At 73.9% G+C, this 26,137-nt stretch carries 23 protein-coding genes; 12 read left to right on the top strand and 11 right to left on the bottom strand.

What is annotated here, in order from left to right:
- Window positions 1–259 precede the first annotated feature (259 nt).
- Window positions 260–997, top strand: a complete 738-nt coding sequence (locus OG247_RS02305) for an SAM-dependent methyltransferase (RefSeq protein WP_327250577.1) — start codon at window positions 260–262, stop codon at window positions 995–997.
- Window positions 998–1,016: 19 nt separating this feature from the next.
- On the opposite strand, the gene OG247_RS02300 is transcribed toward OG247_RS02305, so the two are convergent.
- The 3 genes from OG247_RS02300 to OG247_RS02290 all read right to left on the bottom strand — a co-directional run bounded on the left by OG247_RS02300 (window position 1,017) and on the right by OG247_RS02290 (window position 6,855).
- On the bottom strand, window positions 1,017–1,703 hold the full coding sequence (locus OG247_RS02300; RefSeq protein WP_327250576.1) for a DUF4230 domain-containing protein: 687 nt from the start codon (window positions 1,701–1,703) through the stop codon (window positions 1,017–1,019).
- An 83-nt stretch (window positions 1,704–1,786) separates the two neighbouring features.
- On the bottom strand, window positions 1,787–2,716 hold the full coding sequence (locus OG247_RS02295) for a DUF7916 family protein (protein WP_327250575.1): 930 nt from the start codon (window positions 2,714–2,716) through the stop codon (window positions 1,787–1,789).
- 368 nt (window positions 2,717–3,084) lie between these two features.
- Window positions 3,085–6,855 (bottom strand): hypothetical protein, encoded by a 3,771-nt coding sequence (locus OG247_RS02290; RefSeq protein WP_327250574.1) that lies wholly within the window; start codon window positions 6,853–6,855, stop codon window positions 3,085–3,087.
- A gap of 132 nt (window positions 6,856–6,987) precedes the next feature.
- Here OG247_RS02290 and OG247_RS02285 point away from each other — a divergent pair, with 132 nt between their 5' ends.
- Window positions 6,988–7,893: a D-hexose-6-phosphate mutarotase gene (locus OG247_RS02285; protein WP_327250573.1), complete on the top strand. Its 906-nt coding sequence runs from the start codon at window positions 6,988–6,990 to the stop codon at window positions 7,891–7,893.
- Window positions 7,894–7,944: 51 nt separating this feature from the next.
- Here the strand turns inward: OG247_RS02285 and bla are convergent, their stop codons facing one another.
- Window positions 7,945–8,814: a class A beta-lactamase gene (gene bla / locus OG247_RS02280; RefSeq protein ID WP_442813572.1), complete on the bottom strand. Its 870-nt coding sequence runs from the start codon at window positions 8,812–8,814 to the stop codon at window positions 7,945–7,947.
- A 715-nt stretch (window positions 8,815–9,529) separates the two neighbouring features.
- Between bla and OG247_RS02275 the strand changes: the two genes are divergently transcribed.
- On the top strand, window positions 9,530–9,934 hold the full coding sequence (locus tag OG247_RS02275) for a transglycosylase SLT domain-containing protein (protein WP_327250571.1): 405 nt from the start codon (window positions 9,530–9,532) through the stop codon (window positions 9,932–9,934).
- Window positions 9,935–10,031: 97 nt separating this feature from the next.
- Here the strand turns inward: OG247_RS02275 and OG247_RS02270 are convergent, their stop codons facing one another.
- From OG247_RS02270 to OG247_RS02260, 3 genes are all read right to left on the bottom strand, one after another.
- Complete coding sequence (locus OG247_RS02270; protein ID WP_327250570.1) at window positions 10,032–12,935, bottom strand: helix-turn-helix transcriptional regulator; 2,904 nt, start codon at window positions 12,933–12,935, stop codon at window positions 10,032–10,034.
- 95 nt (window positions 12,936–13,030) lie between these two features.
- The gene (gene bdeA, locus OG247_RS02265) at window positions 13,031–13,888 is read right to left on the bottom strand and encodes a bis(hydroxyethyl) terephthalate hydrolase (protein WP_327257312.1); all 858 of its coding nucleotides are present in this window, start codon (window positions 13,886–13,888) and stop codon (window positions 13,031–13,033) included.
- Between the two features lie 308 nt (window positions 13,889–14,196).
- The gene (locus OG247_RS02260) at window positions 14,197–15,384 is read right to left on the bottom strand and encodes a PucR family transcriptional regulator (RefSeq protein WP_327250569.1); all 1,188 of its coding nucleotides are present in this window, start codon (window positions 15,382–15,384) and stop codon (window positions 14,197–14,199) included.
- 187 nt (window positions 15,385–15,571) lie between these two features.
- Here OG247_RS02260 and OG247_RS02255 point away from each other — a divergent pair, with 187 nt between their 5' ends.
- The 5 genes from OG247_RS02255 to OG247_RS02235 are packed head-to-tail and all read left to right on the top strand — an operon-like array spanning window position 15,572 to window position 20,459.
- Window positions 15,572–16,369 carry an ABC transporter ATP-binding protein gene (locus OG247_RS02255; RefSeq protein ID WP_327250568.1) on the top strand — a complete coding sequence of 266 codons (798 nt, stop codon included), beginning with the start codon at window positions 15,572–15,574 and terminating at the stop codon, window positions 16,367–16,369.
- A complete protein-coding gene (locus OG247_RS02250) occupies window positions 16,357–17,175 on the top strand; it encodes an ABC transporter ATP-binding protein (protein ID WP_442813200.1) in 819 nt (272 codons plus the stop codon). Before OG247_RS02255 ends, OG247_RS02250 begins: the two co-directional genes overlap by 13 nt.
- Window positions 17,172–18,062 carry a branched-chain amino acid ABC transporter permease gene (locus OG247_RS02245; RefSeq protein ID WP_327250566.1) on the top strand — a complete coding sequence of 297 codons (891 nt, stop codon included), beginning with the start codon at window positions 17,172–17,174 and terminating at the stop codon, window positions 18,060–18,062. Before OG247_RS02250 ends, OG247_RS02245 begins: the two co-directional genes overlap by 4 nt.
- Window positions 18,055–19,191 (top strand): branched-chain amino acid ABC transporter permease, encoded by a 1,137-nt coding sequence (locus tag OG247_RS02240; RefSeq protein WP_442813199.1) that lies wholly within the window; start codon window positions 18,055–18,057, stop codon window positions 19,189–19,191. Before OG247_RS02245 ends, OG247_RS02240 begins: the two co-directional genes overlap by 8 nt.
- Window positions 19,188–20,459: an ABC transporter substrate-binding protein gene (locus OG247_RS02235; protein WP_327250565.1), complete on the top strand. Its 1,272-nt coding sequence runs from the start codon at window positions 19,188–19,190 to the stop codon at window positions 20,457–20,459. The genes OG247_RS02240 and OG247_RS02235 overlap by 4 nt, the downstream gene beginning before the upstream one ends.
- A gap of 120 nt (window positions 20,460–20,579) precedes the next feature.
- On the opposite strand, the gene OG247_RS02230 is transcribed toward OG247_RS02235, so the two are convergent.
- Together OG247_RS02230 and OG247_RS02225 are read right to left on the bottom strand one after the other, a co-directional pair.
- The gene (locus OG247_RS02230) at window positions 20,580–21,368 is read right to left on the bottom strand and encodes a GNAT family N-acetyltransferase (protein ID WP_327250564.1); all 789 of its coding nucleotides are present in this window, start codon (window positions 21,366–21,368) and stop codon (window positions 20,580–20,582) included.
- A gap of 163 nt (window positions 21,369–21,531) precedes the next feature.
- Window positions 21,532–21,735 carry a cold-shock protein gene (locus OG247_RS02225; RefSeq protein ID WP_243336897.1) on the bottom strand — a complete coding sequence of 68 codons (204 nt, stop codon included), beginning with the start codon at window positions 21,733–21,735 and terminating at the stop codon, window positions 21,532–21,534.
- 248 nt (window positions 21,736–21,983) lie between these two features.
- Between OG247_RS02225 and OG247_RS02220 the strand changes: the two genes are divergently transcribed.
- Complete coding sequence (locus tag OG247_RS02220) at window positions 21,984–22,376, top strand: TOBE domain-containing protein (RefSeq protein WP_327250563.1); 393 nt, start codon at window positions 21,984–21,986, stop codon at window positions 22,374–22,376.
- Between the two features lie 6 nt (window positions 22,377–22,382).
- Window positions 22,383–23,171, top strand: coding sequence for a sulfite exporter TauE/SafE family protein (locus OG247_RS02215; RefSeq protein ID WP_327250562.1), 789 nt, complete (start codon window positions 22,383–22,385; stop codon window positions 23,169–23,171).
- 34 nt (window positions 23,172–23,205) lie between these two features.
- On the opposite strand, the gene OG247_RS02210 is transcribed toward OG247_RS02215, so the two are convergent.
- Window positions 23,206–23,805 carry an HAAS signaling domain-containing protein gene (locus tag OG247_RS02210; RefSeq protein ID WP_327250561.1) on the bottom strand — a complete coding sequence of 200 codons (600 nt, stop codon included), beginning with the start codon at window positions 23,803–23,805 and terminating at the stop codon, window positions 23,206–23,208.
- Window positions 23,802–24,176, bottom strand: a complete 375-nt coding sequence (locus OG247_RS02205; RefSeq protein ID WP_327250560.1) for a PadR family transcriptional regulator — start codon at window positions 24,174–24,176, stop codon at window positions 23,802–23,804. Before OG247_RS02205 ends, OG247_RS02210 begins: the two co-directional genes overlap by 4 nt.
- A gap of 180 nt (window positions 24,177–24,356) precedes the next feature.
- On the opposite strand from OG247_RS02205, the gene OG247_RS02200 reads away from it, so the two are divergent.
- Window positions 24,357–25,370 carry a helix-turn-helix domain-containing protein gene (locus OG247_RS02200; protein WP_442813571.1) on the top strand — a complete coding sequence of 338 codons (1,014 nt, stop codon included), beginning with the start codon at window positions 24,357–24,359 and terminating at the stop codon, window positions 25,368–25,370.
- A gap of 10 nt (window positions 25,371–25,380) precedes the next feature.
- Complete coding sequence (locus OG247_RS02195) at window positions 25,381–26,010, top strand: class I SAM-dependent methyltransferase (RefSeq protein ID WP_327250558.1); 630 nt, start codon at window positions 25,381–25,383, stop codon at window positions 26,008–26,010.
- Window positions 26,011–26,137 lie beyond the last annotated feature (127 nt).

The following is a 26,137-nucleotide window of genomic DNA, read 5'->3' as shown; positions in this document are numbered from 1 at the left end:
CCGCGCCGAGTCCTCGAACAGCCCGACGCGTCCGGCCCCGGCCGACTCGGTACCACGTCCACGTCCACGCCCACGCCCACGTCCGACAACGTCCAAGCTCCCTGTCCGGCGCGGTACTTGCGCGCCCGCGCGCGCCGTGGAGATCCACCGGGACCGATCGTGCGGGGCGCGGCAGCCGGGGATCGGCCATTCTCGGACGTTCGATTCCGTGATCGAAATCGGGATGCGCGTTGCCTCCGGGGGCTGGCAAGCTGCGCCCGTGAACCGTGAACAGATCTCCGGGATCGCCCATCGCGACCACCCGATAAAGTCCCCGCTCGACGACGACTCGGTACGCCGGCTCCTGGAACGGGGCCTCCCGTCCGGCGACGAGCGGGTGCTCGACCTTGGGTGCGGCGGCGGGGAGTGGCTCCTGCGCGCCCTGGCCACCCGACCGGACCTGCACGCCGAGGGCGTCGACATCTCCGAGGACGCTCTGGCAGAGGCCCGGCAGGCAGCGGGCCGCCTCGGGGTCGAAGAGCGCCTGGTCCTCCACCACCAGGAGGCCGCGGACTTCGCCTCCCCGGAGCCGTTCGACCTGGTGCTCAGCGTCGGGGCCACACATGCCTTCGGCGGTCTGCTGCCCACCCTCGCGGCGGCACGCAAGCATCTGACTCCGAGCGGGCGGGTCCTGATCGGCGAGGGATTCTGGGACCGCTCCCCGTCCCCGGAGGCCGTCGAGATGTTCGGGGACCTGGCCGACCTGGCGACCACCGTGGACCAGGTCGTCGCCGACGGCTGGACTCCCGTCCACGGGCACGTCAGCACCCGCCGCGAACTGGACGATTACGAATGGGCCTGCTGGGGGTCACTGGCCTCCTGGGCCGTGGACCACCCCGCCGATCCGGACAGCGCGCACGTGCTGGCGACAGCCACGGACCGCCGCACCGAATGGCTGCGCACCTATCGGGACTCCTGGGGCTTCGTTTCCCTGGTCCTGTGTCAGACGCCGGGCTGAAGCGACCCGTTCGGCAGCATCACACGTAGCCGACCGTGACCTCCCGGAAGCCCAGGGAGTGGAGCAGGCCCTCCAGCATCGCCGTGGTGTTCTTCTCGGTGCGCTCGACGAGGCCGCTGTCGCGCGCCGCATCCGTGATGTGCTGAACGGCCAGGCGCTGTACGGCCTGTTCACCGGCCGGATTGTCGGTGAACAGGTCGCCCAGCCGGTCGAGCAGTCCCCGCTGTTTGGACACGGCGTAGGAACGGTCCAGGTCCAGCGCCGCCGTACCGAGGACGGCGTGGGGCAGCCGGAGCGAGACCTTGGTGCGCTCCTCGTTCACGGTGACGGCCTGCTCGCCGAGCCCGCCCAGGTCCACGTACCCGCTCACGGAACCCGCGCCGACGTAGAGGGTCCTGGTCCCGCGGACGGAGTCCGGCAGGAAGGCCGCGTCCTTCTCCAGGTCCACCACGACCTGGAAGTTGCCGGCGGCTCCCTCGTAACGGCGCATGTCCTGGATGGACTTGAGCAGGACCGGCCCCGAACGGTCCACGGTGTCCTCGCGGAACAGATCGCCGAAGCCGGGCAGCAGACTGAACCGGCCGGCCAGCAGCAGGACCACCGCCAGCACCGCGACCCCACCCGCGGCCCGTCCCCACCAAGGCAACCGCCGAGGCTCTCTTCGCGGTGCGGGTCCGCGCTCCGCGTCGTGCGATGAGTTCTCCATGCCCTGCGCATGCCCGCCCGGGGCGGCCCCACTCTCCGAAGCCGACCGCGGCCGGTGGCCGGTGGCCGGATCCGTCGTCGGGGCTACCAGTTGCCGCCCGGCGCGGCCTCGGCGTGGTTGGAGCGGCCCGGGGCGAAGGACATGCGGTTCCAGGTGTGGCGGCGGCCGCGGATGGCCACCGAGTAGGCGTACATGACCTCGGGGTCGCACATGCCGGGGAGGTAGGAGTCGCCGAAGTGGTGGGCGTCGAAGCCGGCTTCCTTGGCGTTGAGGGCGAGTTGCGGCACCACGTTCGCGTGGGAGCCCTCCTGGCTGGTGCCGATGGCGCCCATGACGATCGCACCCGCGTCCTGGACCGCGGCCACGGCCGTCGCGGCCAGCTCACGGGTCATGCCCGGCAGGGTTCCCGGCAGCGGGGCGACCACGCCGTCCGCGCCGGCGTCGACGAGGGCGGTCAGCCGCGCGGGGGTGACGCGTTCGGGGCAGCCGGCGTGGTGCATCTTGCCCGACCACAGGGCCGCGTCGTCTCCAAGCCCCTTGCGTAGTTCCTCGGTGACCCGCGCCATGCCGTCGTAGGTGCCGCCCGTTCCGGGATTGGCGGTGATGCACAGCAGTGCGGCGCCCATGTCGATGAGGCGCCGGGCGTGCTCGGAGGTGGCGCGGCGGATCTCCGGGACGTCGCCGGGCTCCAGGTTCACGCCCACGGGCCGACCGATCAGACGGGCGAGATCGGTGAAGGACGTGAAGGTCCCGAGTCCGGGCATGACGAGCCGCTCCCCGTCCCAGGCACGCTCGATGAGGTTGAGGATGACGATGTCGGCGCCGAAGGCGGCCACCAGCTCGGCGTTGTGCACACCGCGCCCGTCGGAGTGCGGGGAGAGCGCGGCGCGCTCGGCGAAGACCTCGGCCACCATCGTGCGGCCCTCGGCGGCGGCCACCGCCCGGGTCAGATCGCGGCCGCGCAGGGCGGAGAGCGCGTCGCGGTCGAGGTCGAGGATTCGCTGAGTGGTCATGGCTACGACCCTAGCCACCGGGCCCCCGGCCCCGGGCCGCCGTTGGTCCCCCCGAGGGGGCCCTTGGCCCCGGCCCCGGTCCCCCGCTGACGTACGGTCCTGCGCGATCCCGGCCGAGCCCGGCACGTCGGCGGGCCCCGGTCACCGGTCCGGGCCCCTGCGGGTGCGGGAGCCGCCCGGAGATCCGCGAAGGTGGCGCGCCCGGCTTCCGGTCACGTCCGTACGGGCATTGCCGTCCGTACGGGCATTACGAGGCGCGTTGCCGCCGGCACCCCCGGAGGCACCGGACCGGAGGAGCCGGGGCCGCCGACGCCGGGCACGGCATCGGGCGCCCCTCGGGGAAGGCCACCGTCAGAGGGGTGCGGGGCCTAACGGCTCCGCTCCCACGTCGTGAGCGCCGCGTCCGCCGCGTCGCGGACCTCCGGGACGGGGTGTCCCAGCATGTCCCGCAACACCCGCAGTGCCGGGCCGAGTTCGCTGCCCGTCGATGCCGCCCGGCTCGCGTGGTCCGCCGCCAGGGCCACCGCGTACAGGCCCGTGAAGAGCCCGTCCCGGGGCGGGAGCGTGCCGGTGCGGCGCCGCAGCCGCCGGGTCCCTCCGATCGCCAGCGCCGCGTCGCGCGCCTCCGCCAGGGCGGCCGGGGAGACCCGGGGCGAGCGGCGGGCCAGCGCCACCGCCGTACGGGCCGCGAGCAGCGGCCGGTCGCGTACCGCCCGCGCCTGCGCCCGTAGCTCCCCCGCCCGTTCGGCCGCCGGCGCGGCCGGGTCCCACAGCGCCGTCCGGGCCGAGACCGCCCACCGCAGGCTCGCGTCCTGCTCCGCGATCAGCGCGATCGCGTCCTGCCAGACGGGCCGGCAGGCCGAGGGCAGGCCCTGCCCGGCCGTTCGCTCGAGGCTCCCCGCCAGCACCGCGATCCGGTGCAGGGCTTCACGCGGGTCCCGTGCGGCACGTGCGGCCGGTTCGGCCCGCGCGCCGCGACCCCGCGCCCGGGCCTGGGCCCTGGCCTCCCGCACGTGCCGGCCCAGCAGCGCCGTCGTGACCGCCCGCAGCCCCGGACCGTACGCATCCGGATCGACCCGTGCCGCGTCCACCACCGCGTCCAAGGCCGCCCGCCACACGACCTCGTGGCTCCGCGGCTCGATCGCCAGACGCGGCAGCAGGCCCGCGTCCACTGCGTCCGGCGCCGCGAGGGCCCACAGGCGCAGAACCCGGCAGGCCTCGGCGACCGTCCGAGCGTCGAGCCCATCGTCGGGAACCCGGTCAGGGGCCTCGCCAGGGCCCCGGCCGGCCCCGGCGGGGGAGTCCGCGTGCGCGGGCGCCTCCGTGAGGAAGCCGCGGCACACCTCGGCCACCAGCTGCCCGTACGGCTCCCGCGCCGCCGCCGGGAGGTCCGCCGGGTGCACGCGCAGCAGCGCCTCCCGCTCCGCCCTCGAGCCCTCCCGCGCCGTCGTACGAAGGCACGCCTCCACCGGTTCCAGCGTGACGAGCCGAGCCGCCCGCGTCACCGCCGCCGCCCGGACGTCGCGGTGCTGGCCCGGCGCCGAGAACGCCGCCACCAGCAACTCGCCCGCGAGCGCCGCCGGCAGCCGGTCCGCCGCCAGCCGGACGATCTCCTTGCGGCTCGTCACCTTCGTGCCCGTCGCCCGCTCCAGCACCGGCCGGAACCGCTCCGCGAGCTCCGGCGGCGGCACGTGCGCGCAGACCCGCCCGATCGCGTACACGGCGACGCGCGCCCGGTCGCCGTCGGCCCGCGCGAGCAGGTCGGGCAGGACCAGGCCGGGCCGGTCGGCCCCCGGGAGCGCGGCCAGGGCCGCCTCGGCCGTCGGTACGTGCGCCGATTCCGCGCACGCCCGTACCGCCGCCAGCCCACCGCCGCCCGGCACCGCCGCGAGCTCCCGCAGCAGCTCATCGCCGGGGGACCTGTCCGGATGCGCCCGGGCACGCAGCCCGGCCGCGAGCCAGTCGGCCATGGCCGTGCACGTCGCGCCGGTCCACCGGTGCGCGTACCCCCGGACCGGGGGAAAGACCTGTCGCGGAGGCCGGCCCACGGCCTGGGCCGGGTCGTGGAAGCGGCCGCGGGGAGGCGAGTCCAAGGGCGTGGCGACGAGAGCCGGCAACAGGTCGTCGGCCTGTCGCGCCACGAGCTCCACCACGCGGGGCAGTACGACGGCCGAGGGGTCCGCGGCGAGCAGGGCGCGGACCCGCTCGACATGCGGACCGGCCGAGGCCAGCCACAGCACGCAGGCACGTTCGGCCGGCCCGCGCGCACCGGTCAGCGCGATCCGCTCCACGACCTCCGCGAGCCAGGGCTCGGCCCGTTCCCAACGCGGATCCGATGACAGCGACTCGGCGAGGGAGAGCGCGGGGACGGGATCTCCCGCACCGAAGGACTCCGTCACCACGGGACGTACGGCGTCGAGCAGCGCCCGCGCCGCGGCGGGCGGTGGATCCTTGCGCAGGGCCTGCGTCACGAACCTGCCGAACCCGCCGCCGGGCACGTCGGGGCCGTCCGCGCGGGCCAGCGTGCGGACCGCCCACGCGGCGAGCGCCGGCAGCGCCGCGGAACCGGTTCCGGGAGCCTTCGGAGCGGGATGCGTCCCGTCCCCGGCCGTGTCCAGCAGGCGGCCCGAGAGGTGGGTGAGGGCCACGAGGGTGCCGTACGAGAGGTCCCGCGCGGCGAGCGCGTCCGCGGCGATCCGCTCCAGCGCCGGCACCGCCGCCGCCGTGAACGTGTGCGCCGGCAAGGCGCCCAGAGCGCCCACGGCCGTCTGGCGCACCGGGTCCTGCTCGGAGCGCAGGCGGGCCATTTCCGTCAGCACCTCGGTCGTGGCCTCCGGGCGCCGGGCCCGCGCCGCCGCGTGCACCAGAGCCCGCCAGGCGGCCGCGCGCTCGGCGGAGTCGGCCCGTCGGGTGTCCGCCCCGAGCGCGGCGGCCTCCTCCTCGTAGGGCAGGAAGGCCCGCAGCTCCAGCAGCTCGATCGGCGCGGCGCCCCGGGCCCGCGCCCGTTCGAGGGCGTGGCGGGCGAAGGGCGCGGCGTCCCGGGCGGGCAGCAGACGCATCAGCTCGGGCGGGAGCACCGCCGTCTCGGAGCCGGCGGGCGGGGCGGGTGCGGAGCCCTCCCCGGCGCGGACGGCGTCGAGCACCGCCCCGCGCCGACCGGGCGGCAGCGCGGGCAGGAGCGTCGCGAGCACCGGTGCGGGGGCGGCCGCCGCGCGGACCGACGCGACGAGTTCGTCTTCGGGGACGGCGGCGGCGAACCGGCGGGCACCGTTGTGGGACAGCGTCCTCGCCGCGAGTACGAGACGGCCCTGCCCCCACAACCGCGCCGCGAGCCGCGGCCGGTGGGCGACGAACCCGGGCAGGTACGGGACCAGCCCGGCCGTGAGCCGCTCGGGGCCCACCCGTTCGAACAGGTCCAGGGTCGCGCCCGGATCGACCTGCGCCAACGCGGTCAGGGGACCGTCGGCCACCACCAGCCACCAGGTCTGCCGGGCTGCCGGAGCCTGTGCCTCGGCCTCCCGGACCACGGTCTCGTACACGGCCTCGGGCATCCGGCGCGCCAACGGCAGCCAGGAGTGCAAGGAGTGCCGGAGCTCGGGCAGTAGCCGCCGCACGGTGGCGGGGGAGCAGGCGGGCAGCAGCCGTGCCGCCTCGCGGTCGCCCCAGGTCGCGCGGACGGAGTCGATCAGGGCATCGGCGAGCGGAGCCGGGGTGCCGTGCAGCGCGGTGAGGAGCTGCTCGCGGGCGGCGGCCGTGACCCGGTCGGTCACCAGGGCGTCGGCCGCCGGACGTATGCGTCCGGTGCGCAGCGCCGCCAGCGCCTGGGCGCGTACGGCCCCGTGCGGATCGGTGAGCCCCGCGACGAGCAGGCCCGCGAGCCGGTCGCCGTGGGCGGGGTCGCAGGGGACGGCGCGGGCGCAGATCAGGGCCGTGGCCCGGGTGTCCGGGACGTGCCGGTCGGGGTCGGCGAGCTCCGTCAGCAGGTCGGGCACCTCGGCCGGGGGCAGCGCGCGCACCTGGGCGACGGCCGCGTGGATCCGCTCGCGGTGGGCGAGCGGAGCGAGCGAGGCGAGGAGCCGGGCTGCGGCTTCCCGACCGGGTCGGGCGGAGTGGTGCGGGGGCTGCTGGGAGGTGCTCATGGGGCCATCGTGCAATGCGGGGTGGCTGAGGAGCGAGGCAATTGAAAGGCGCCGGCCGCAAGCCCTGCGAAGAGGACAACCCCCCCACCGTGGTGATTTGACCCGCTCCGTGCCGTGAAGGAAGGTCAGGGCATGGATCAGATCTTCGAGAAGTTCCGGGCCCTGCCCGTCGAGGAGCAGCTCTCCCCGGCCCTCACTCGTCGCAGGTACGCGGACTTCCCCGTCCTCGTCGTGGACCACCCGCGAGCCGGACAGGCGTGCCTGAGCATCCAGGGAGGACAGCTCGTCACCTGGCGGCCGGCCGCCGCCCGCCCGGACGACCCCGGTGTGCTGTGGTCCGCCGATCCGGACCTGTGGCGGCGCGGAACGGCCGTGCGCGGCGGAGTCCCGCTGTGCTGGCCGTGGTTCGGCCCCTCCGGCCCCGCCGGCTCGCCCTCGCACGGGTTCGCGCGGACCACCGACTGGGAGCTGACGGCGTGGGAGGAGGAAGCGGACCGGGTCGTCGTGGAATGCACCCTGAGCCCCTCGCCGGCGACCCGCGCACTGTGGCCCGAGGAGTTCGTCCTCGTGGCGCGGTACACCCTGACCGACACCTGTCTGATCGAGATCGAGGACCGGGGCGACCACACCGCCACCACCGCGCTCCACACCTACGTGCGGATCGGCGACCTCGGACGGGCACACCTCGCGGGCCTCGGCCCCGAACACACCGACGGGCTCACCCGTCGCCGCTACGAGGACGAAGACGGCACGCTGACCCCCGTGGACCACGTCGAGCGGTTCCAGACGGCGCCGGCGCCCGTCACCACGGTGCGGGACGAGGTGCTGGGAAGGATCGTCGCCCTCGCCCACCACGACCACAGCGACGTGGTGGTCTGGAACCCGGGTGCCGAACTCGCCCGGGGCATGGCCGACGTCGCGCCGAAGGAACACCGGCACTTCGTGTGCGCGGAGACCGCCCGGGTGGGACGGCCGCTCGTGGCGGAAGAGGGGCGGCCGGGTCGACTGGCGGTCGAGCTCCGTATGACGGAGCAATGAGAGGGGCGCGGGGGAGAGAGGGGCGAGGGGCGGCGGGGAAGGCCGACGTGGTCACCGCCCGGTCAGGGCCGTGGCCAGAAGGGCGGCGGTCCGGGCGATGAGGGGGTTGTCGGCCGGGGCATCGGGGTGGGGCTTGGTGGTCAGGACGGCGATGACGAGGGGCGGCCGGCCGGGGGGCCAGGCGATGCCCACGTCGTTGTTGGTGCCGTACTCGCCCCCGCCGGTCTTGTCCGCCACGGCCCAGCCTGCCGGGAGACCGGCCCGCAGCCGCTCGCTGCTCGTGGTGTTGCCCAGCAGCCAGCCGGTGAGCCGCCGCCGGTCCGCCGGCGCGAGTGCGGAGCCGAGGACGAGGCGCTCGTAGGTCCGCCCGATGGCGTACGGGGTGGTGGTGTCGGTGACCCGCCCGGGTTCGGCGCTGTTCAGTTCCGGTTCCCACCGGTCCAGGCGGGTCGCCGCGTCCCCGGTCGAGCGGGCGAAGCGGGTGACGGCGGTCGGGCCGCCCAGCTCCCGCAGGAGCAGGTTGGCGGCGGCGTTGTCGCTGAAGCGGATCGCGGCGTCGCTCAGCTCCGCGACGGTCATTCCGCGGGCCAGGTTCTCCGGCCGGCCGGTGACCGGCGCGTACCCGGAGGCGGCGGCCTCCTGCGCGGTGTAGCGGACCCGCTTGGCCAGGAACTCCCCGTCCCGGTCGAGGTCGCGCAGGACGGCGGCCACGGCCAGGGTCTTGAAGACCGAGCAGAGGGGGAAGCGCTCCTGCGCCCGGTACCGCACGGTGCGGCCGGTGGCGGTGTCGTGGGCGTAGACGCCCAGGCGGGCGGAATGCTCCCGCTCCAGGTCCGCCAGCGCGTGCGCGACCGCGCCGCTGCCTGCGGGGGACGCGGTCGCGGCGAAGGCGCTCCCGCCCGCCGGCAGCGAGGCGGCCACTGCCGCTCCGGCGCCCCACGCGAGCAGGGCGCGCCGGGACGGGGTCTTCCCTGTGGTGTTCACGGTCGTCCTCTTCCTCTCCGGACCAAGATCTCAACCATTCATCACGCATGTCCCGCGGCGGCGGTTGCAAACGGCGGGCTTCGCACGGGCTTCGCACGGCGAGAGCAGGGGAGAGAAGGGAGCGCGCGGGCGAGCGCGAGACAGAGGTGGGGGCGCCGCGGCGGGCGACTCGTAAAGCGGCGTTCGACGCGCCCGTGGCCTTCGATCCGGGGGCCGGATCCGCCCGCTCACCTTCCCCCGAAAGGGGTACGAGTGGCGACGGAGGGTGAGATTCGGGCCGTCCGCCGGTGACCCGCCCCACAGGACCTTGGTCACATACGAAGCGGGATAGTAGTCCTTAAACGGCCCTTACCCACCCCCTCAGACCACCCCCCACCTGCCCGGATGTCTACTCGACCAGTGGGGGGCCATTCCGCCCCGGCTGCGAGGACCACTAGTAAGAGGGGTCGTTGCCAGACCCCCCGGACCCCCGTAGAACTGGATGAGTCGCAAGGCGGACGGAGATCCCCCGGGTTCACCCCCGGACTCCGGGTTCACCCCCGGAACCCCGGTTCTCCCGCTCCCGCCGACGAACCCCTCTCCTTCGCGTGAGTGGCTCACGCACGTCTCCGGCGTGCTGCGACCGCCCCTGTCCCCTTCGAAAGGTCCGTCCGTGTCCAACGCCGTCATCCGCCGCATCGCCGCTTCGAAGAAGACCCTCGTGGGTTCCGTCCTCGCCCTGGGTGTCGCCGGCTCCATGCTGGCCGCGGTTCCCGCGCAGGCCGCCCCGATGAGCGCCAAGGCGATCGCCCAGCAGATGATCAAGGACCCGGCGCAGTTCGCGGCGTTCAACAACATCGTCTCGAGGGAGAGCGGCTGGAACCACACCGCCACGAACTCCTCCTCGGGCGCCTACGGCCTGGTCCAGGCCCTGCCGGCCTCGAAGATGGCCTCGGCGGGCTCGGACTGGAAGACCAACCCGGCCACCCAGATCAAGTGGGGCCTGGACTACATGAACTCCCGCTACGGCAGCCCCGCAGGCGCCTGGACGTTCTGGCAGAACCACCACTGGTACTAAACCACCAGCGGACCGCGGGACCACGAAAACGCTCGGCCGGACTCTCCGGCCGGGCGTTTTCGCGTGCGTACGCGGCCTCCGCGCCCACCCCCACCCCTCACCCGCCGCCCCGCTCGGCCCGGTCCACCAGGCGTGCGAGCTCCGTCCGGGAGCGCACTCCGAGTACGGCGAAGACGTTGCGCAGGTGGTGGTCGACGGTGCGCGGGCTGACGGAGAGGCTCAGTGCCACCTCCCGGTTGGTGGCGCCCTCGGCCACGCAGCGCGCGATCCGCAATTGCTGCGGTGTCAGCAGGGCCAGCCCACCCGCCGGTACGGGGGCGGGTGCGTCACCGGTGGCCCGCAGTTCGGCACGGGTCTGCTCGGCCCAGGCCGGGGCCCCGCAGCGCTCGAAGGTGACCAGCGCGTCCCGCAGCCGGTTCTTCGCCTCGGCCGGACGGCGCCGGCGGCGCAGCCACTTCCCGTACAGCAGCTGGGTGCGGGCCCGCTCGAAGTCGCCGTGCACCGTCTCGTGCCGGGTCAGCGCCAGGGCGTAGAGCGCATCGGCCGTGTCGTCCGGCGGGGCGATCAGGGCGCGGCACCGGGCCAACTGTGCCGGTGCCTGCGGGTCGGTGCCCTGGGCGGCCCAGAGGGCGAACTCTTCGACGGCCGCCTTCGCATCCGTCGGAGCCCCGCACTGCACGGCCGCTTCCACGAAGCACGGCAGGGCGAGCATGCGGACGGCGAAGTGGCCGCGCCCGGGTCCCGGCCGGGTCAGCGGGCCGAGCCGGGCGGCGGCCTCGAAGGGCCGGCCGCGGCACAGGTCGGCGCGTGCCGAGGCCCATTCGGCCAGGGTGACGGTTTGGAGGAGCCCGTGCGGGCGTGCGATCTCCACGGCGGCTCCGGCGTGCGCGGTGACGGCTGCCGCGTCGTCCTCGACCGAGGCGACCAGGGCCAGGATCGCGTGCTGACCGGCGGCCACGTTGCGCTGGCCGGCCCGGTGGGCGGCGCGGAGGCCTTCCTGCGCGTGGGCCCTGGCCCGCGCGTGCTGGCCGGCCCGCAGTTCGGCGTACGCGAGGTGCTCGAGGATCCGCGGCGTGAGGGAGGCCAGCCCCCGCGACCGGGATACCGCCAGCGCCCGCGCATTGGCCCGGCACGCCGCCGCGATGTCGCCGAGCACCAGCGCGGCCACCCCGGCCCGCAGCAGGCGGGTGGGGTCATCGTCGTCCCGCGCACGGTCGAGGACCCGGCGCAGCGGCGGTTCGGCCTCGGCCAGGTGCCCGTCGATCGCCGTGCGCAGCCCCGCTCGGTAGTCGAGCATCGGATTCCGGGGAGCGGCTGTGGGCTGGGATTGGGACTGGGACTGGGATTGGGACTGGGGCCGGGCATACGGATGGGCGCCGGATCGTACGGACGCCACCCGCCGGACCGGCGTGAACGGGTCGGCCGGCGCCGCCGGAGCGTGGGCGAAGGCGGGGGCCGGTGGTGGAGTCACGAGCGGGGCTTCGGCGAGGGCCGCGAGGCAGGCGGCGGCGTCGCCCGCGGCCCACGCCGCGTCCATCGCCTCCATCCTGGCTTCCAGAGCCGCCTCCGCGTCGTACGGGTCGAGGCGCTCCGCGGCCATGAGCAGCGCCTGGTAGGCGTCGCCGACCGGGCCGTCCCGCAAGGCCATGCTGCCCCGGACGAGTTCGGTGCGGCCCTGCACCGCATCGGGGGACGCGCCTTCCCGGGTGGCCGCCAGCAGCCGGCGCGCCCTGCGGGGATGCCCCGCCAGGCGGGCGTAGTCCGCCGCGGCGGTGAGGCGTGCGGTACGGGCATCCTCGTGGGCGGTGAGTTCCGCGGCCCTCGACAGGGCGGCCGAACGTTCCATGCCGGACGTCGGCGTGCCGGGAGCGGCCGCCTCGGCGAGGCCGGCTGCGAGCACGGCGTCGGGCCCTTGCGCGGCAAGGGCCAGGTGGAGCAGGTGACGCAGGCGGAAGCGGTCGGCGTCGATGGCCGAGGCGAGCAGGGCGTGGGCGGCCCGGCGCTGCGAGGACGGCGCGCCGGAGTAGACGGTCCGGCGGAGCAAGGAGCCCGCGAAGGTGATGCGGTCCCCGTCGTGGTGCACCAGCCTCGCCGCCTCGGCGGGGTCCAGCGCGGCCGGGTCCAGTCCGGCCTTGCGGGCGGCGCGCAGGACCAGGGAGGCATCCACGCCCGCCGCGTCGGGGTCGGGTTCGTGCGCGGCCGCCGCCAGGAGCAGGAGCTGCCGTGCGGGGGCCGGCAGCGGGGCGAGGCGGCTCCCGAAGGTGGCCCACAGGGTGCCGCGGTCCACGAGCGGGCGGGGCAGCGGCCGGCGCCCACCGAGCTGATCCGGCGTCAGGCGCTGGGTGAGGGCGGTCAGAACGGCGGGATTGCCTTCGGCCTCGGACAGCAACTCCGAACGCACGGCGGGATCCAGGCACCCACCGGTGAGGTCCCGGAGGAGGGCGGTCGCCGCGCTGTCGTCCAGCGGGCCGAAACGGACCACGGGCCACCCCGTGAACTCCGGTTGCTCCGCCCGGTGTTCCGCCAGCGAGAGCAGGAACCCGATCGGGCGCCCCGGGCCGGGGCGGTGCGCGGCGGCGCCGAGAACGGCCCGCGAGGGCGCGTCCCACAGGTGCACGTCGTCCACGCAGACGAGCAGCGGCTCTTCCCCGGGGAGGAGCCGCCTGAGCAGTTCGGGCAGTTGGTCCGGCCGGCCGGCTCCGAACCCGGCCCGCGGCGGGGCCGCCCCCCGCACCTCGGCCGCCGCACACAGCAGCGCGCGCATGCCGCCGTACGGCCGGGGGTCGCGGGGGAGGGGTCGGGGGCGCAGGACGGGCCCGGGCGTGAACTCCCGCGCGGCCCCCGCCAGTAGGGTACTCCGGCCCAGTCCCGGCTCCGCCACGAGCAGCAGCGCCCCGCCGTGTCCGGCCCGGAGCTCGGCCGACAGGGCTGCCGCAGCCGCCAGTTCAGTCGTCCGGCCGTAAATCCGGCAAGGACTCTCCACGGTCGTCTGTCCGGTCACGCCGGTGAGGTTACTGCCGTGTAAACAGTGGCGGAAGACGGGACGCGGCGGGTGGGGGGCCGAAGCGTGCCGGCCGCCCACCTGCCGGCGGCGATTCAGGAAGTGTGGGGGCAGTTGCCCCGGTACTCCTCGATGGCCAGGCTGGGGCTCGGCACAGGGCAGAGGAACTGCTCGTAGCGGGTGTCGTTGTCGATGAACCGCTTGAGCCACGAAATGCTGTACTTCGCGATGGTGGTGTCCGAGCTGTTCGGGGTGAAGTGCGTGGCGTTGTTGAGTTCCAGGTACGCCTTGTCGAGCGAGCCGGGGAGGCTCGTGTAGAAGGGCTCCGAGTGCGTGGCCACCGGTGCGACCGTGTCGCCGTCGGCACCCACGATCAGGGTCGGCGTCTGGATCTCGGGCCAGGACTTGTCGGTGTTCCAGCCGGTGAGTGCGATCGCCGCCTGCAGCGAAGGCCGGGTCTTGGCGGCCTCCAGGGTGCCGCCGCCGCCCATGGAGTGGCCCATCACGCCGAGCCGGCTGCTGTCGATCCTGGTGCGGACGGTGCTGCGCTCCGTCAAGTAGTCGAGGGCGGAGAGCAGTTGGCGCCCCCTGCTGTCGGGCTGGTCGAGGGTGGTGAGCGTGTCGATGGTCAGGACGATGAAGCCCTGGGAAGCCAGGCGCGGTCCGAGCCAGGCGATGGACGACTGGTAGGCGGTGAAGCCGGGTGAGATCACCACGGCGCCGAAGGTCCCGTCCGCGGTGGACGTCGGGTAGTGGATGGTGCCGCCGCCGAAGCCGGTGACCCCCAGGGAGGAGACGTTGGTCTGCGACACCGCGTAGGAGCCGCGGAGGGCCTCGATGCTCGATTTGGTCGGCGCGGGGCCCCGCTCGTACGGGTTGGCCGCGGCCTGGGCCCCGGACGCCGTGAACGTGGCGATCGCGCCGATCGTCACGAGCGCCGCCAGTGCGGACACGAGCGAACGGAGCCGCGTCCCTCCGCCGACGGGGTCGACGGACCGCCCCCTCGTACCGGCGGCGCCGAGGTCGGAGTGGGCCTGGTGGGCGTTCTCGAAGTGTTGCTGCTGCACGACGGAGTCGTCCTCTCGGTCGTGGCGGAGCCGGCCCGGCGAGGGCCGGCACCCGGCTCCGTGCCGAGGTCCGTGCCGCCTGCCGATCAGTCGGTCCCGCCGCTTGCGCTGGCCGGACCACTGTCAGGGCGCACCCCGCGGGCGCACATCGGCGGAACCACCGGTCTCGCCGCCGCCCTCGTCACCGGACGGTTTCAGCCGCCCGACAGCCGGTACGCGTCCCGCGCCAGGGTCAGCACGATCAGGTCCCGGGGACGGGACAGGGACTTCGACGTCAGGTGTTCCAGCCGGCGCAGCCGGTTGAAGACCGTGTTGCGATGGCAGTACAGGCGGCTCGCCGCGCGGCCCGCCGAACCCTCCGCCGCCAGCCAGGCGTCGAGGGTTTCCAGCAGCATCGCCCGGTCCGCCGGGTCCAGGTCCAGCAGGGGGCCGAGCACCGCCTGGACCAGCTCGGCCGACAGCTCGGGCTGACGCACCACCAGGGCCGTGGGCAGCCGGTCGGCCAGCCGCACCAGCACCCGTTCGTCCTGCCCGCAGGTCCGCAGCGCCGTCTCAGCCAGCCTCCGGGCCCGGCCCAGTTCGGCCAGTCCGTCCACCACCGGGCTGATTCCGCCCGGCCCCGGGCAGCGGTCCGCGAGCTCCGCCGCCAGATCGGCCGGCGAGGAGTCGCCCAGCGCCACCACGGCCAGCTCCCGCTCCGTGCGCATCCGCCAGAACAGCCGCATCCCGCCCGCCGCGACCACCCGGTGCACCGAATCGCCCCGGTCGGCCGGCAGCACCACCACCGCGTACCGCCCCTGCTCCGGCAGGTCCAGGGCGAGCGCCACCTGCGCGGCCAGGGCCGGTGCGGTGTCCCCCTCCAGCAGGGCGTCCAGCAGGGCCTGGGCCCGCTCGTCGCTGCGCCGGCGCAGCTCCACCTCCGCGGTGCGGTACGCCTCCGCGGTCGCGGCCGCCTGCTGCTCGATACCCGCCCACATGGCCCCGGCCGTGCGGGCCAGGACGGGCAGCGCCTCCGGATCCTTCTCGGTGACGATGTCCAGCAGCGCGTCCCAGGTGAGCCGGCCCGCCCTGCGGTACGCGTAGAGCAACAGGTCCAGCGGCAGCCCCTGCTCGGCCCGCCGGCGGCCCAGCTCCTCCGCGTACGCCAGGTCCTTGCGCGGGCCGGACCTGGGCGCGGCGAAGGCCTCGATCCCGTAGTGCATGGCCTCGCTGACCTGTTGCCAGTGCTCGTCCCGCGGCACGGCCAGGTCGAACAGCGGCGAATGCTTCGCCAGATCCTCGATGAGCTGGTCGGTGAGTCCGGGAATGTCGGCGATCAGCACGTCCGCCGCCGACAGCAGGACCGACCACTCCTGTTCCGTGCGCGTTCTGCGTCCGCTCATGGCCGCCGACGATGTCACCCCGTCCCCCGTCGCCGCCAGAGGCGTGCGCGGCCTGTCTGTGCCCGTGCACAACGCGCTCCTTCCCCGGCTGGTCATCGGCAGCGATTCCGCATCGGCCGGTGGACGCCCGACCCGCCACGGTGCTGATGTGTGCGCCAGCACAAGGCTGCCCAGAGGAAGGAAACACGTGGGTTCGCTACAGGTACGCGCGCTCTCCGTCGGCTACGGACCCGTCCGGGCACTGCGCTCCGTATCGCTGGAGGTGCCCGCCGGCTCGGTGGTCGTCGTACTCGGCGGCAACGGCGCCGGGAAGTCGACGCTGCTGCGCGCGGTGTCCCGGACGCTCGGATTCCACCGGGGCACCGTGACGGAGGGCGCCGTCGCCTTCGACGGCCGGCCGCTGGACGGGCTCACCCCGGACCGGGTCGTCGCCGCCGGCGTGGTGCAAGTACCCGAAGGACGCAAGATCTTCACCCGCATGACCGTCGCGGACAACCTGCGGGCGGGCGCCCTGGGCGGCCGCGCGGGATCCCGCGCCGACACCGCCCGCTCCCTGGCCCGGGTGCACGAGCTGTTCCCCGTACTGGCCCAGCGGGCGCGGCAGCGGGCCGGACTGCTGTCCGGCGGCGAACAGCAGATGCTCGCCCTCGGCCGGGCCCTGATGGCCCGCCCCCGCCTGCTCCTGCTCGACGAACCCACCCTCGGACTGGCCCCCAAAATGGCCGCCACCATCGCCGAGACCATCACCGAGATCAACGCCTCGGGCGCCTCGGTCCTGCTCGTCGAGCAGAACGCCGCCCTGGCCCTGCGGCTCTCCTCCCACGCCTACGTCCTGGAGGTCGGCGAAGTGACCCTCGACGGCCCGGCCGCCGAACTGGCCGCCTCGGACGAGGTCCGGCGCCGCTACCTCGGCATCACCGACGAAGCCGCGCCGTCGCCGGCGGACGCCGGGCCCCCGCGGGAACTGCGCAGGTGGTCCGCGTGAGCACGCCCCCGTCCCCACCGCCTTCGTCCCCACCGCCCCCGCTCACCGTCACCGACGTCACCGTCCGCTTCTCCGGCCTGACCGCCCTGGACTCCGTCTCCTTCACGGTGGATCCCGGCAGCGTCCACGCCGTCATCGGACCCAACGGAGCCGGCAAGTCCACCTGCTTCAACGTGCTGTCCGGGGTGTACCGGGCCACCGCCGGAAGCGTGCACTTCGGCGCCGCCGAACTCACCGGCCTCGCCCCGCACGACGTCGCGAACCTCGGCATCGCCCGCACGTTCCAGAACCTGGCGCTGCCCCCGCACACCACCGTCGCCGACAGCCTCCTGCTGGGCCGCCACCGCCTGATGCGGACCGGGTTCCTGGCCGCCGGACTGCGGCTGCCCGCCGCCGCCCGCGAAGACCGCCGGCACCGCGAACGGGTCAGGGAGATCGCCGAGTTCGTCGGACTGGAGGACGACCTCGCGGCGCCCGCCGGCTCCCTCCCGTACGGAAAACAGAAACTCGTCGAGCTCGCCCGGGCCCTGTGCATGGAACCCCGGCTGCTGCTCCTCGACGAACCCGTCGCCGGGATGACCGCCGACGAGAGGCAGCGCACGGCCGCCGTCATCGCGGGCGTCCGGGACGGCCTCGGCATCTCGATCGTGCTGGTCGAACACGACATGGGGGTGGTGATGCGGCTCGCGGACGCGGTGACCGTACTCGACTTCGGCAAACGCATCGGCGGCGGAACCCCCGCGCAGGTGCAGAACGACCCCGCGGTGGTCCGCGCATACCTCGGAGAGGAGGAACCGGCCGCATGACGACCTTCCTCGAACTGCTCCTGGGCGGGCTCTCCATGGGCTCCGTCTACGCACTGATAGCCCTCGGCTTCGTGGTCATCTTCAAAGCCACCGAAGTGGTCAACTTCGCCCACGCCTCCCTGCTGCTGGCCGGCGGGTACGTCACCGCGACCCTGCACGAGGAGCTCGGATTCTGGGGCGCCCTGCTGGCCGGCACCCTCGCGGCCGCCGCGGTGGGAGCAGCGATCGAGTTCCTGGTGATGCGGCGCTACCGGGGCCAGGACCAGAGCGTGCTGGCCATCGTCACCATCGGCGTCGACATCCTCCTCATCACCGACCTCACCCGGCGCATCGGCACCGACGTGCTCTCGCTCGGCGATCCGTGGGGCGACCGCGTCGTCCACCTCGGACCGGTCGTCGTGCCCCAGACCCGGATCGCGGCCATCCTCGCCGCCGGGCTGCTGATCACCGTGTTCCTGCTCGTGTTCCGGCACACCTCCTGGGGCGTGGCCATGCGCGCCGCCGCCGAGCAGCCGGAGACGGCCGCGCTGATGGGCGTACGGCTGGGCCGCGTCTCGCTCGCGGCGTGGGCCGTGGCCGGGGCACTGGCCGCCGTCGCCGCGCTCTTCCTGACCGTCTTCCCCACGCCCGGCCTGGAGCGGGCCACCTCCCTCGCCGCCCTGAAGGCCTTCCCGGCCGCGATCCTCGGCGGTCTCGACTCCACCTCCGGCGCACTGGCCGGCGGCCTGATCGTGGGCGTCACCGAGGCGCTGGCCACCGGCTACCAGGGCCAGTTGGCCTTCCTCGGCCGGGGAATCGGCGACCTGGCCCCGTACCTGGTGATGGTCGCGGTCCTGCTGATCCGTCCCGCCGGACTCTTCGGCACGAAGGAGCTCGCCCGTGTCTGACACCCGCAGCCCCGTGCTGCAACCCGAGGCCGTCGCCCCCGTGGCGGCCACCCGGCCGCGGCCGCTCAGCGCCCGGAACGCGGCGGTGGCCGCCGCCGGCCTGGTCCTCCTCGTGCTGCCGTTCTACCTCGACCGGTTCTGGCTGCAGGCCGGGCTGTTCGCCATCGCCGCCGCCATCGGGGCCATCGGGCTCAACCTGCTCACCGGAGCCACCGGCCAGCTCTCCATGGGCCACGCCTTCTTCCTCGCCGTCGGCGCGTACGGGTACTGCGCGCTCGCCGGGGACGGCAGTACGACGGGCGGCCACACCCTGGTCGGGCTCGGCTTGCCGAGCTGGCTGGCCGCCGTGCTGGCCGTGGCCCTCGCGGGGGCGGCGGGCGGCCTCTTCAGCCCGATCGCCGGCCGGCTGCGCGGCGCGTACCTCGGCATCGCCACGCTCGCGCTGATCTTCATCGGCCAGCACCTGCTGTTCAACGCCACCAGCCTCACCGGCGGTTTCAACGGCCGCGCCGTGGAGCCCCTGTCCCTCTTCGGGCTCACCTTCGACGACACCGAGACCGTCGTCGCCGCCGTGCCCTTCCACTCCGCCGAGAAGCTCTGGTACGTCGCCCTCGCGGCCCTCCTCGCCGGCGCCCTGTTCGCCCGAGGGGTCCTGCGGGGCCGGCCCGGCAGGGCCATGAACGCCCTGCGCGACCACAGCATCGCCGCGGGGGTGATGGGAGTGCCGGTCGCCCGGTACCGGGCCGCCGTCTTCGTACTGTCGTCCATGTACGCGGGGCTCGCCGGCGTACTGCTCGCCCTGGTCTTCCAGCGCACCGTGCCCGATTACTTCGGCATGGTGCTGTCCCTGGAGTTCCTCGCCATGATCGTGATCGGCGGCCTGGGCACCGTCTCGGGCGCGGTCATCGGCGCCGTCTTCGTCTCCCTGCTGCCCCAACTCCTCACCCACTACAGCGACGCCCTCCCCCTGGTGTCCGCACCCGGGACGGGCGGGGTCTCGCCGGGCGAGGCCTCCCGCTACCTCTACGGAGCCGCCGTCGTCGTGGCCGTCCTGTTCCTGCCCGGCGGCCTCACCGGCATCACCCGGATCATCCGGACCCGCACCACACCCTCGAAGGAGCGAACGTGAACAGAAGAAGGCACGCGGCCGCGGTTCTGGCAGTCGCACTCGTCCTGACCGGCGCCGCCGGGTGCAGCAGCAAGGCCAAACCCGCCGGGGGCACGGACGGGGAAAAGCCCGCCGCGGGCGGGGTCAAGGCCGGAGCGGGGGTGAGCGACACCTCCATCAAGCTTGGCGCGCTCACCGACATGACCGGCGTCTACGCCTCCCTCGGCAAGAGCGTCACCCAGGCCCAGCAGCTGTGGGTCAAGCAGACCAACGCGGCGGGCGGCATCTGCGGCCGCACCATCGAACTGACGGTGCGCGACCACGGCTACGACCCGCAGAAGGCCCTCGCCTCCTACACAGAGTTGGAGCCCTCCGTGCTGGGCTTCGCCCAGTTCATCGGCTCCCCGTTCGTCTCCGCCGTCAAGCAGCGGATCGACGGCCAGGACAAGGGGCTGGTCATCCCGCAGGCCTGGTCCGCCTCCCTGCTGGGCAGTCCGTACATCCGTACGGTGGGCGCGACGTACGACATCGAGACCATCAACGCCGTCGGCTACCTCCTCGACCAGAAGCGGGTCGCCTCCGGTGACAAGATCGGGCACGTCTACTTCGAGGGCGACTACGGCGAGAACGCGCTGACCGGGGCCAAGGCCGCCGCGGCGGAGTCCGGGCTGACCGTCGTGGAGCAGAAGATCAAGCCGACCGACAACGACATGACGGCCCAGGTCGCCGCCCTCAAGCAGGCCGGGGTCAAGGCCGTCGTCATCAGTGCGGGCCCCCGCCAGGCCGCCTCGCTCGTCGGGGTCGCCGCCGCGGGCGGCTGGAACGTGCCGTTCGTCGGCAACAACTCGGCCTTCGCCCCGCAGCTCCTGGCCACCCCGGCGGGCGCGGCCCTGCAAAAGGACTACTACGTGGCCTCCTCGGCCCTGCCCATCGGCTCGACCGAGGCGGGCCCGGCCGCCCTCGCCGCCGCGTACAAGGCCGAGTACCCGGACTCCGGTCTGGACAACGGCGTGGTGGCCGGCTTCAGCGCCGGCGCCCTGTTCGGGGAGGTGCTGAAGAAGGCCTGCGCCGACAAGGACCTGACCCGCGAGGGCATCCGGGCCGCGCTGCTGAGCCTGAAGTCCTACGACAACGGCTTCGGCATCATCCACGACTTCTCGGACCCCAAGGCCCCCTCGACCCGGCAGAGCGTGATCCTCAAGCCCGACGCGACGGTCCCCGGCGGCATGAAGGTGGTGAAGGAGGCCGCCGCGGCACCCGCCGCGGCGAAGTTCACGCCCGCTTCCTGAGGAGCGGGTACGCACACGGACGGCGCCGCCCCGACCCGCGTCGGGGCGGCGCCGCTCGTGGAGGAGCGCGGCGTTCCTCGAGCAGCACGCGGGCCGAAAGGCGCCTTGCCCGCCGGTTCCCTACGGACGCGCCGTGAACGCCGCTTCCGTGAACTCCGTGACCTCGCTGAAGCCGAGCCGGCGGTAGAGGCGGACGGCGGTGGCGTTGTCCGCGCGGACGTTCAGCCCTATGTGGTCCACGGTCTTGGCCAGCCTTCGGCACAGCGCGGCGACGCAGGCGCCGCCGGCGCCCTGCCCGCGTACCCGCGGGTGCGTGGTGACGTTCCCGAGCGCGGCGACCCGGTACGCGGCCGAGTGGACGTGCACGCCCGCCACGGCGACCAGTTGCCCGTCCTGCCGGGCGCCGAGGTACTGGCCGGTGTCGAGCATGCGGTGGTCGAACCAGTTGCCCGGGTACGCCTGATCGAACAGTTCGAGCAGTTCGGGGAGATCGTCCCGGCTCAGCGGAGCGGGCCGCCACGGTCCGGCGGGATGCCGGTCGGCCAGGCCTGGCTCGGTCAGCGCCATCCGGAGCAGGGTGCTGTGCGACTCCGCGGCGTACGCGGATTCCAGTACCTTCGCGGCGTTTCCGGTCAGATGCCCGAGAAAGCGCCGGGGGAGTACGGGCAGCAGTGCCTCGGCGAGTTCCTCCAGGGCGGCCGCTTGCCCGGGGCGGGTGAACCCCAGCAGGGTCGGGATGTCGCCGACGGCGTAGAGGAGCGCCACCGGCCCGTCTTCGGAAAGGGTGTACCAGCTGGTGTGGGGCCACGGCAGGTCGTCGAGGTCGCCGAGCTCCATCAGGTTCACGGCCGGATCCCGTTCGAAGCGGGCGGCCAGGGCTGATCGGTCGTGAAGGCTGTGCAGGATCACCCGCACAGAGTACGGCGGGACCCGGACCGGCCCGACGGCGAGGTGCCCGCGGGCTGCGGGGTGCGGCTGCCGGCCACGGCCCGCGGTCTGCGGGCCACGGACGCGGCGACGCCCCGCACCGAAGCGATGCGGGGCGTCTGGATGCTGCGCTCAGAGCTGCGGCTCAGAGGGGACGGATGTCCTCGGCCTGCGGGCCCTTCTGGCCCTGCGTGACCTGGAACTCGACCTTCTGGCCCTCCTGGAGCTCACGGAAGCCCTGGGCGTTGATGTTGGAGTAGTGGGCGAAGACGTCGGGGCCGCCGCCGTCCTGCTCGATGAAGCCGAAGCCCTTTTCCGAGTTGAACCACTTCACAGTTCCGGTGGCCATCTGAATGCTCCCTGTCGGGGACGAGGGTCCTCGCTTGTGAGGACCCTTGGGTGTGGGTTGCTTGCCCTGGTCCTCCGACGCTTGGTGAAGCGGTACTTCGGACACACGACTGCCGATCACGAGGCATGATCTACCCACTTGCCCGAGGAGGGCAAACCGATGATCGGTTTGCCCCGGCGGGAGCCCGCTCCGGCGGGGGCCGAGGGCGGTGAACCTGCCCATGCCCTGCTGCCCCTAGGGTGGACCTCATGGAGTCGTACACGATGGGGCAGGCCGCCGAGCTGCTGGGCGTGAGCGTGGACACGGTGCGGCGGTGGGCCGACGCGAGCCGCTTCCCGACCCACCGGCAGGGCAACCGGCGCATCGTGGAGGGGCCCGACCTCGCCGCGTTCTGCGTGGAGGTCGCCCATGAAGGCGCCGACGGCGAGGACACCCCGTACACCTCGGCGCGCAACGCCTTCCCGGGGATCGTGACCGCGATCAGGCTGGGCACCGTCTCGGCGCAGGTGGAGGTCCAGGCGGGGCCGCACCGGGTGGTGTCGCTGCTGACCCGGGAGGCCGTCGAGGAACTCGGCCTGGAGCCGGGCGTGACGGTCACCGCCCGAGTGAAGTCGACCAGCGTGCACGTCGAACGCGGCTGAACGGCCTTGGACTGGGGGACCGGCCTGGCCGGCCTCGTCACCGGCCTGCTGATCGCGGTGATCACCGCACCGGTCGGCGTCTCCGGGGCGGTGTTCCTGCTGCCCGTACAGCTGAGCGTGTTCGCGGTCCCGAGCCCTGCGGTCACACCGACCAACCTGCTCTACAACGTCGTCGCCGGCCCCGGTGCGCTCCTGCGCCACCACCGCACCGGCACCCTGCACGGGCCGTTGGTACGGAGGCTGGTCCTCGGAACCCTGCCCGGCGTGGTCGTCGGCGCCGCCATCCGGGTTTTCGCGATCCCGGGCCCGGTCGTCTTCAAGGCCCTCGTGGCCGGCTTCCTGCTTCCGCTCGGGCTGTGGCTGATCATCCGCACGCTCCTGCCGTCCCGACGTTCCCGACAGGCCCGTGACGCGCTGTCGCCGCGCGCGGTGACCGGTCTGGCCCTGGCCGTCGGCGTGGTCGGCGGGATCTACGGCATCGGCGGCGGCTCCCTCCTCGGCCCCGTCCTCGTCGGCCGCGGGGCGCCCGTGGCCCAAGTCGCCCCGGCGGCCCTGGCCTCGACCTTCGCCACCTCCGTGGTCGGCGCCGCCACGTACGCCCTGCTGGCGCTCTCCGGGCCGGGCAGCATCGCGCCGGACTGGTTCCTGGGCCTGGCCTGCGGGGCGGGGGGACTCATCGGCGGCTACCTCGGCGCCCGCGTCCAGCCCCACCTCCCCGAGAAGGCCCTCCGGCTCCTCCTGGGGACCCTGGCCGCCGCCGTCGGCACCCTCTACGCCGCCCAGTCCCTCACCTGAGGCTCTTGCCGGATCCGCATCCGGGAACAGCGCCTCAGGCGCGGCGGATCCGCCAGAGCCAGGCCGTCGTGGCGGCCAGCAGGACGAGCGTCGCCAGGTTGGCCAGGTTGGCGGCGCTGTCGCCCGTCGGCGCGGCGGCGAACAACTTCCAGATGGCGATGGCGAGGGTCGGCAGGACGGCGGTGAGCAGAACACCGGTCGTCTTCTGGGCGGAGGTCCAGTGCACGGAGGTGCAGAGGAGCACCGCGCCGATGACGCGGAACAAGGTGCTCAAGAAGGCCGTGGCGTCGCTGTAGGGGAGGACCGCGGCGACGAGGAAGGGGACGGTCAGCATCAGGAGCGGGACCAGGGGGTGCACCTTGCCCTGCCGGACGGGTGCGCCGGCGCCGCTCGGGGCCGGGGTCCCGGCGACTCCGTCGCCCGCCTCGGCCAGTGCGGTCGCCGCGATCGTACGGGGGTCCCCCAGCTCCGCCAGGACCTCGCCGATCGTGACGTCGGGACGCTCGGCGCGGGTCACCTCGATGTGCTCGGCGAGGTCGGCGAGGAGTTCCCGGCGACGGTCGGCGGGCAGGGCGGAGGCCTCGCGCTCGACGGCGGAGAGGTAGTCGCGTACGGGGTCGGCCGAGGTCTTCATGCGGATTCTCCGGTGGAGTGGTGCGGGGTGGTCAGGAAGGCGTCGACGGCGTTGCGGAAGCCGGGCCAGACGCGGGTGAACTCGTCGAGCGCGGCGCGGCCGCTGTCGGTGAGCGCGTAGTAGCGGCGGGGCGGCCCGGAGGCGGACTCCTGCCAGGTGGTGGTGACCAGGTCGTCGCGGCGCAACCGCGAGAGCAGCGGGTAGACGGTGCCCTGGCTGGTGGCCAGGGTCCCGGAGTCCTCCAGGGCGTGGAGGAGCTCCACGCCGTAGCGGGGGCGGTCCCGCATCAGGGCGAGCACGCAGTACTCCAGCACCCCCTTGCGCAGCTGGGCGGCCGCCCGGGCCTGCTTGGTCGAATCACCTGGTTCCATGCGATGCAAGATACCTGGTGAGGCAACGGGGCGGTAGGGGGGGTGCGGAACCGGGCACGAGGACGGGTCCCCGCCGGATTCGTGTGGCAGATACTTGATCGCGTGACGGGGGGAAGCGCGGCGGTGGGTCGACCGGTGAAGGACTGGTTCACCGCCAGGTCAAAGGGTGTGGGTGATCGCATGGGCTCGCTGGGGGCGTCGGAAGACGTCGTGGCGCGCGAGGACAGGTTCGACTGGTTCTGCGAGGCGGTGTCCAGCGAGGTGATGCCGGTCATGCTCAGCACCCCGGACACGGCCGACTTCCGCGCGAAGATCACGGAGCTGGATCTCGGCGTGGTGCGGTTGTCGTCCCTGGCCTGCTCGCCGGTGCTCTCGCGCCGTACCTCGGCCCACATCCGGCGTGGTGACCCCGAGCACTTCCAGCTGGCCCTCGTGACGCAGGGCAAGGTGCGCATCTCTCAGCGGGGCCGTGATGCGGTGGTCGCCGGGGGGCTCGTGCTCACGGACAGCTCACGACCGAGCGCAGGGGCCTGCGCGGGCGGGCAGGTGGAGACGATCGTGCTGCAGATACCCCGCCCGGCCCTGGCGCTGCGCCCGAACCGGGTGGACCTCCTGCTCGCGCAGAGCCTGGCCGCGGACACGGGCTCAGGGGCGATCCTGGCCGACTTCCTGAAGACGCTGCTCACACACGGCCCGCGCTGCCGCCCGGAGGAGCTGCGCGGGATGGGGGCCATCGCCCTCGACCTGGCCGCGGCGTGCCTCGCGCAGCAGCTGGGTGACCTCGGCGAGGCGCCCGCCGAGGCGCGCACCCAGGAGGCCTTGCAGCGGATCCACCGCTTCATCGAGAACAACCTCGGCGACCCGGGCCTGACCCCTCAGGTGATCGCGGACCGGCACAACATGTCCCTGCGCGGCCTCCACGCCCTCTTCGCGGGCCAGGACCTGAGCATCGCGGCACGCATCCGCGAGAGCAGGCTGGAGCGGGCCCACGCCGACCTCGCACGCGGGAACCTGAGCGGTCAGCCCGTTCAAGTGATCGCGGCCCGCTGGGGATTCTCCAGCGCCACCACGTTCAGCCGGGCCTTCCGCGAAGCCTACGGAATCACCCCCACCGAACACCGGGCGTCGTCTCGGGCCACCCCGGGGCGCTCCCTCTCGGACTCGGCGGGGCGGGTCACCCCGCGCGGATGCTAGCTTCCTTCGCGTGGCGGATCATCAAGAGCGGACCAGGGTGGCCTACGACGGGATCGTCGAGCTGTACGCGTCGATGTTCGCGGATCGGCTGGAGACACAGCCCTTCGCGCGCGCCATGATCACCACCTTCGCCGAGCTGGTGCGAGGCACGGGGAACCCGCGAACAGCCGACGTCGGGTGCGGCCCCGGACACCTCACGGCCATGCTGCACGACCTCGGACTGGACCCCTTCGGGCTCGACCTCTCGCCGGCCATGATCGACCACGCCCGCCGGGCCCATCCGGCGCTACGGTTCGACGAGGCCCGCATGGAGGCCCTCCCCATCGAGGACGGCTCGCTCGGCGGCGTACTGGCTCACTACTCGATGATCCACACCCCGCCCGCGGAACTGCCCGCGCTGCTCGCCGAGCAGGTCCGCGTCCTCGCACCGGGGGGCCTGCTCCTGGTCTCGTTCTTCGGGACCGACGGACCGGATCCGGTCCGCTTCGACCACAAGGTGACGCCCGCCTACAGCTGGCCGGCGGACCGGCTCGCCGAGCTGCTCACCGGAGCCGGTCTCGTCACGTTCGCCCGCCTCCTCCACGACCCGGCCTCCGAACGCGGCTTCCTCGACTCCCACTTGCTGGCCCGCAGGCCCTAGGGGGCGCCCCGCCGGGAGCCGCCGATCCCGCTCCACGAGGCGCGTCACGGCGCCGCCGTCCCGGGCACGCATTTCCCGGTGTTAAGGTTTTGTCTGATCGATCTCGATCGCAGGATTGTTACTCCCC

The organism is Streptomyces sp. NBC_01244 (assembly GCF_035987325.1).
Classification (GTDB): Bacteria; Actinomycetota; Actinomycetes; order Streptomycetales; family Streptomycetaceae; genus Streptomyces.
This window is presented reverse-complemented; position numbering and strand designations above follow the sequence as displayed.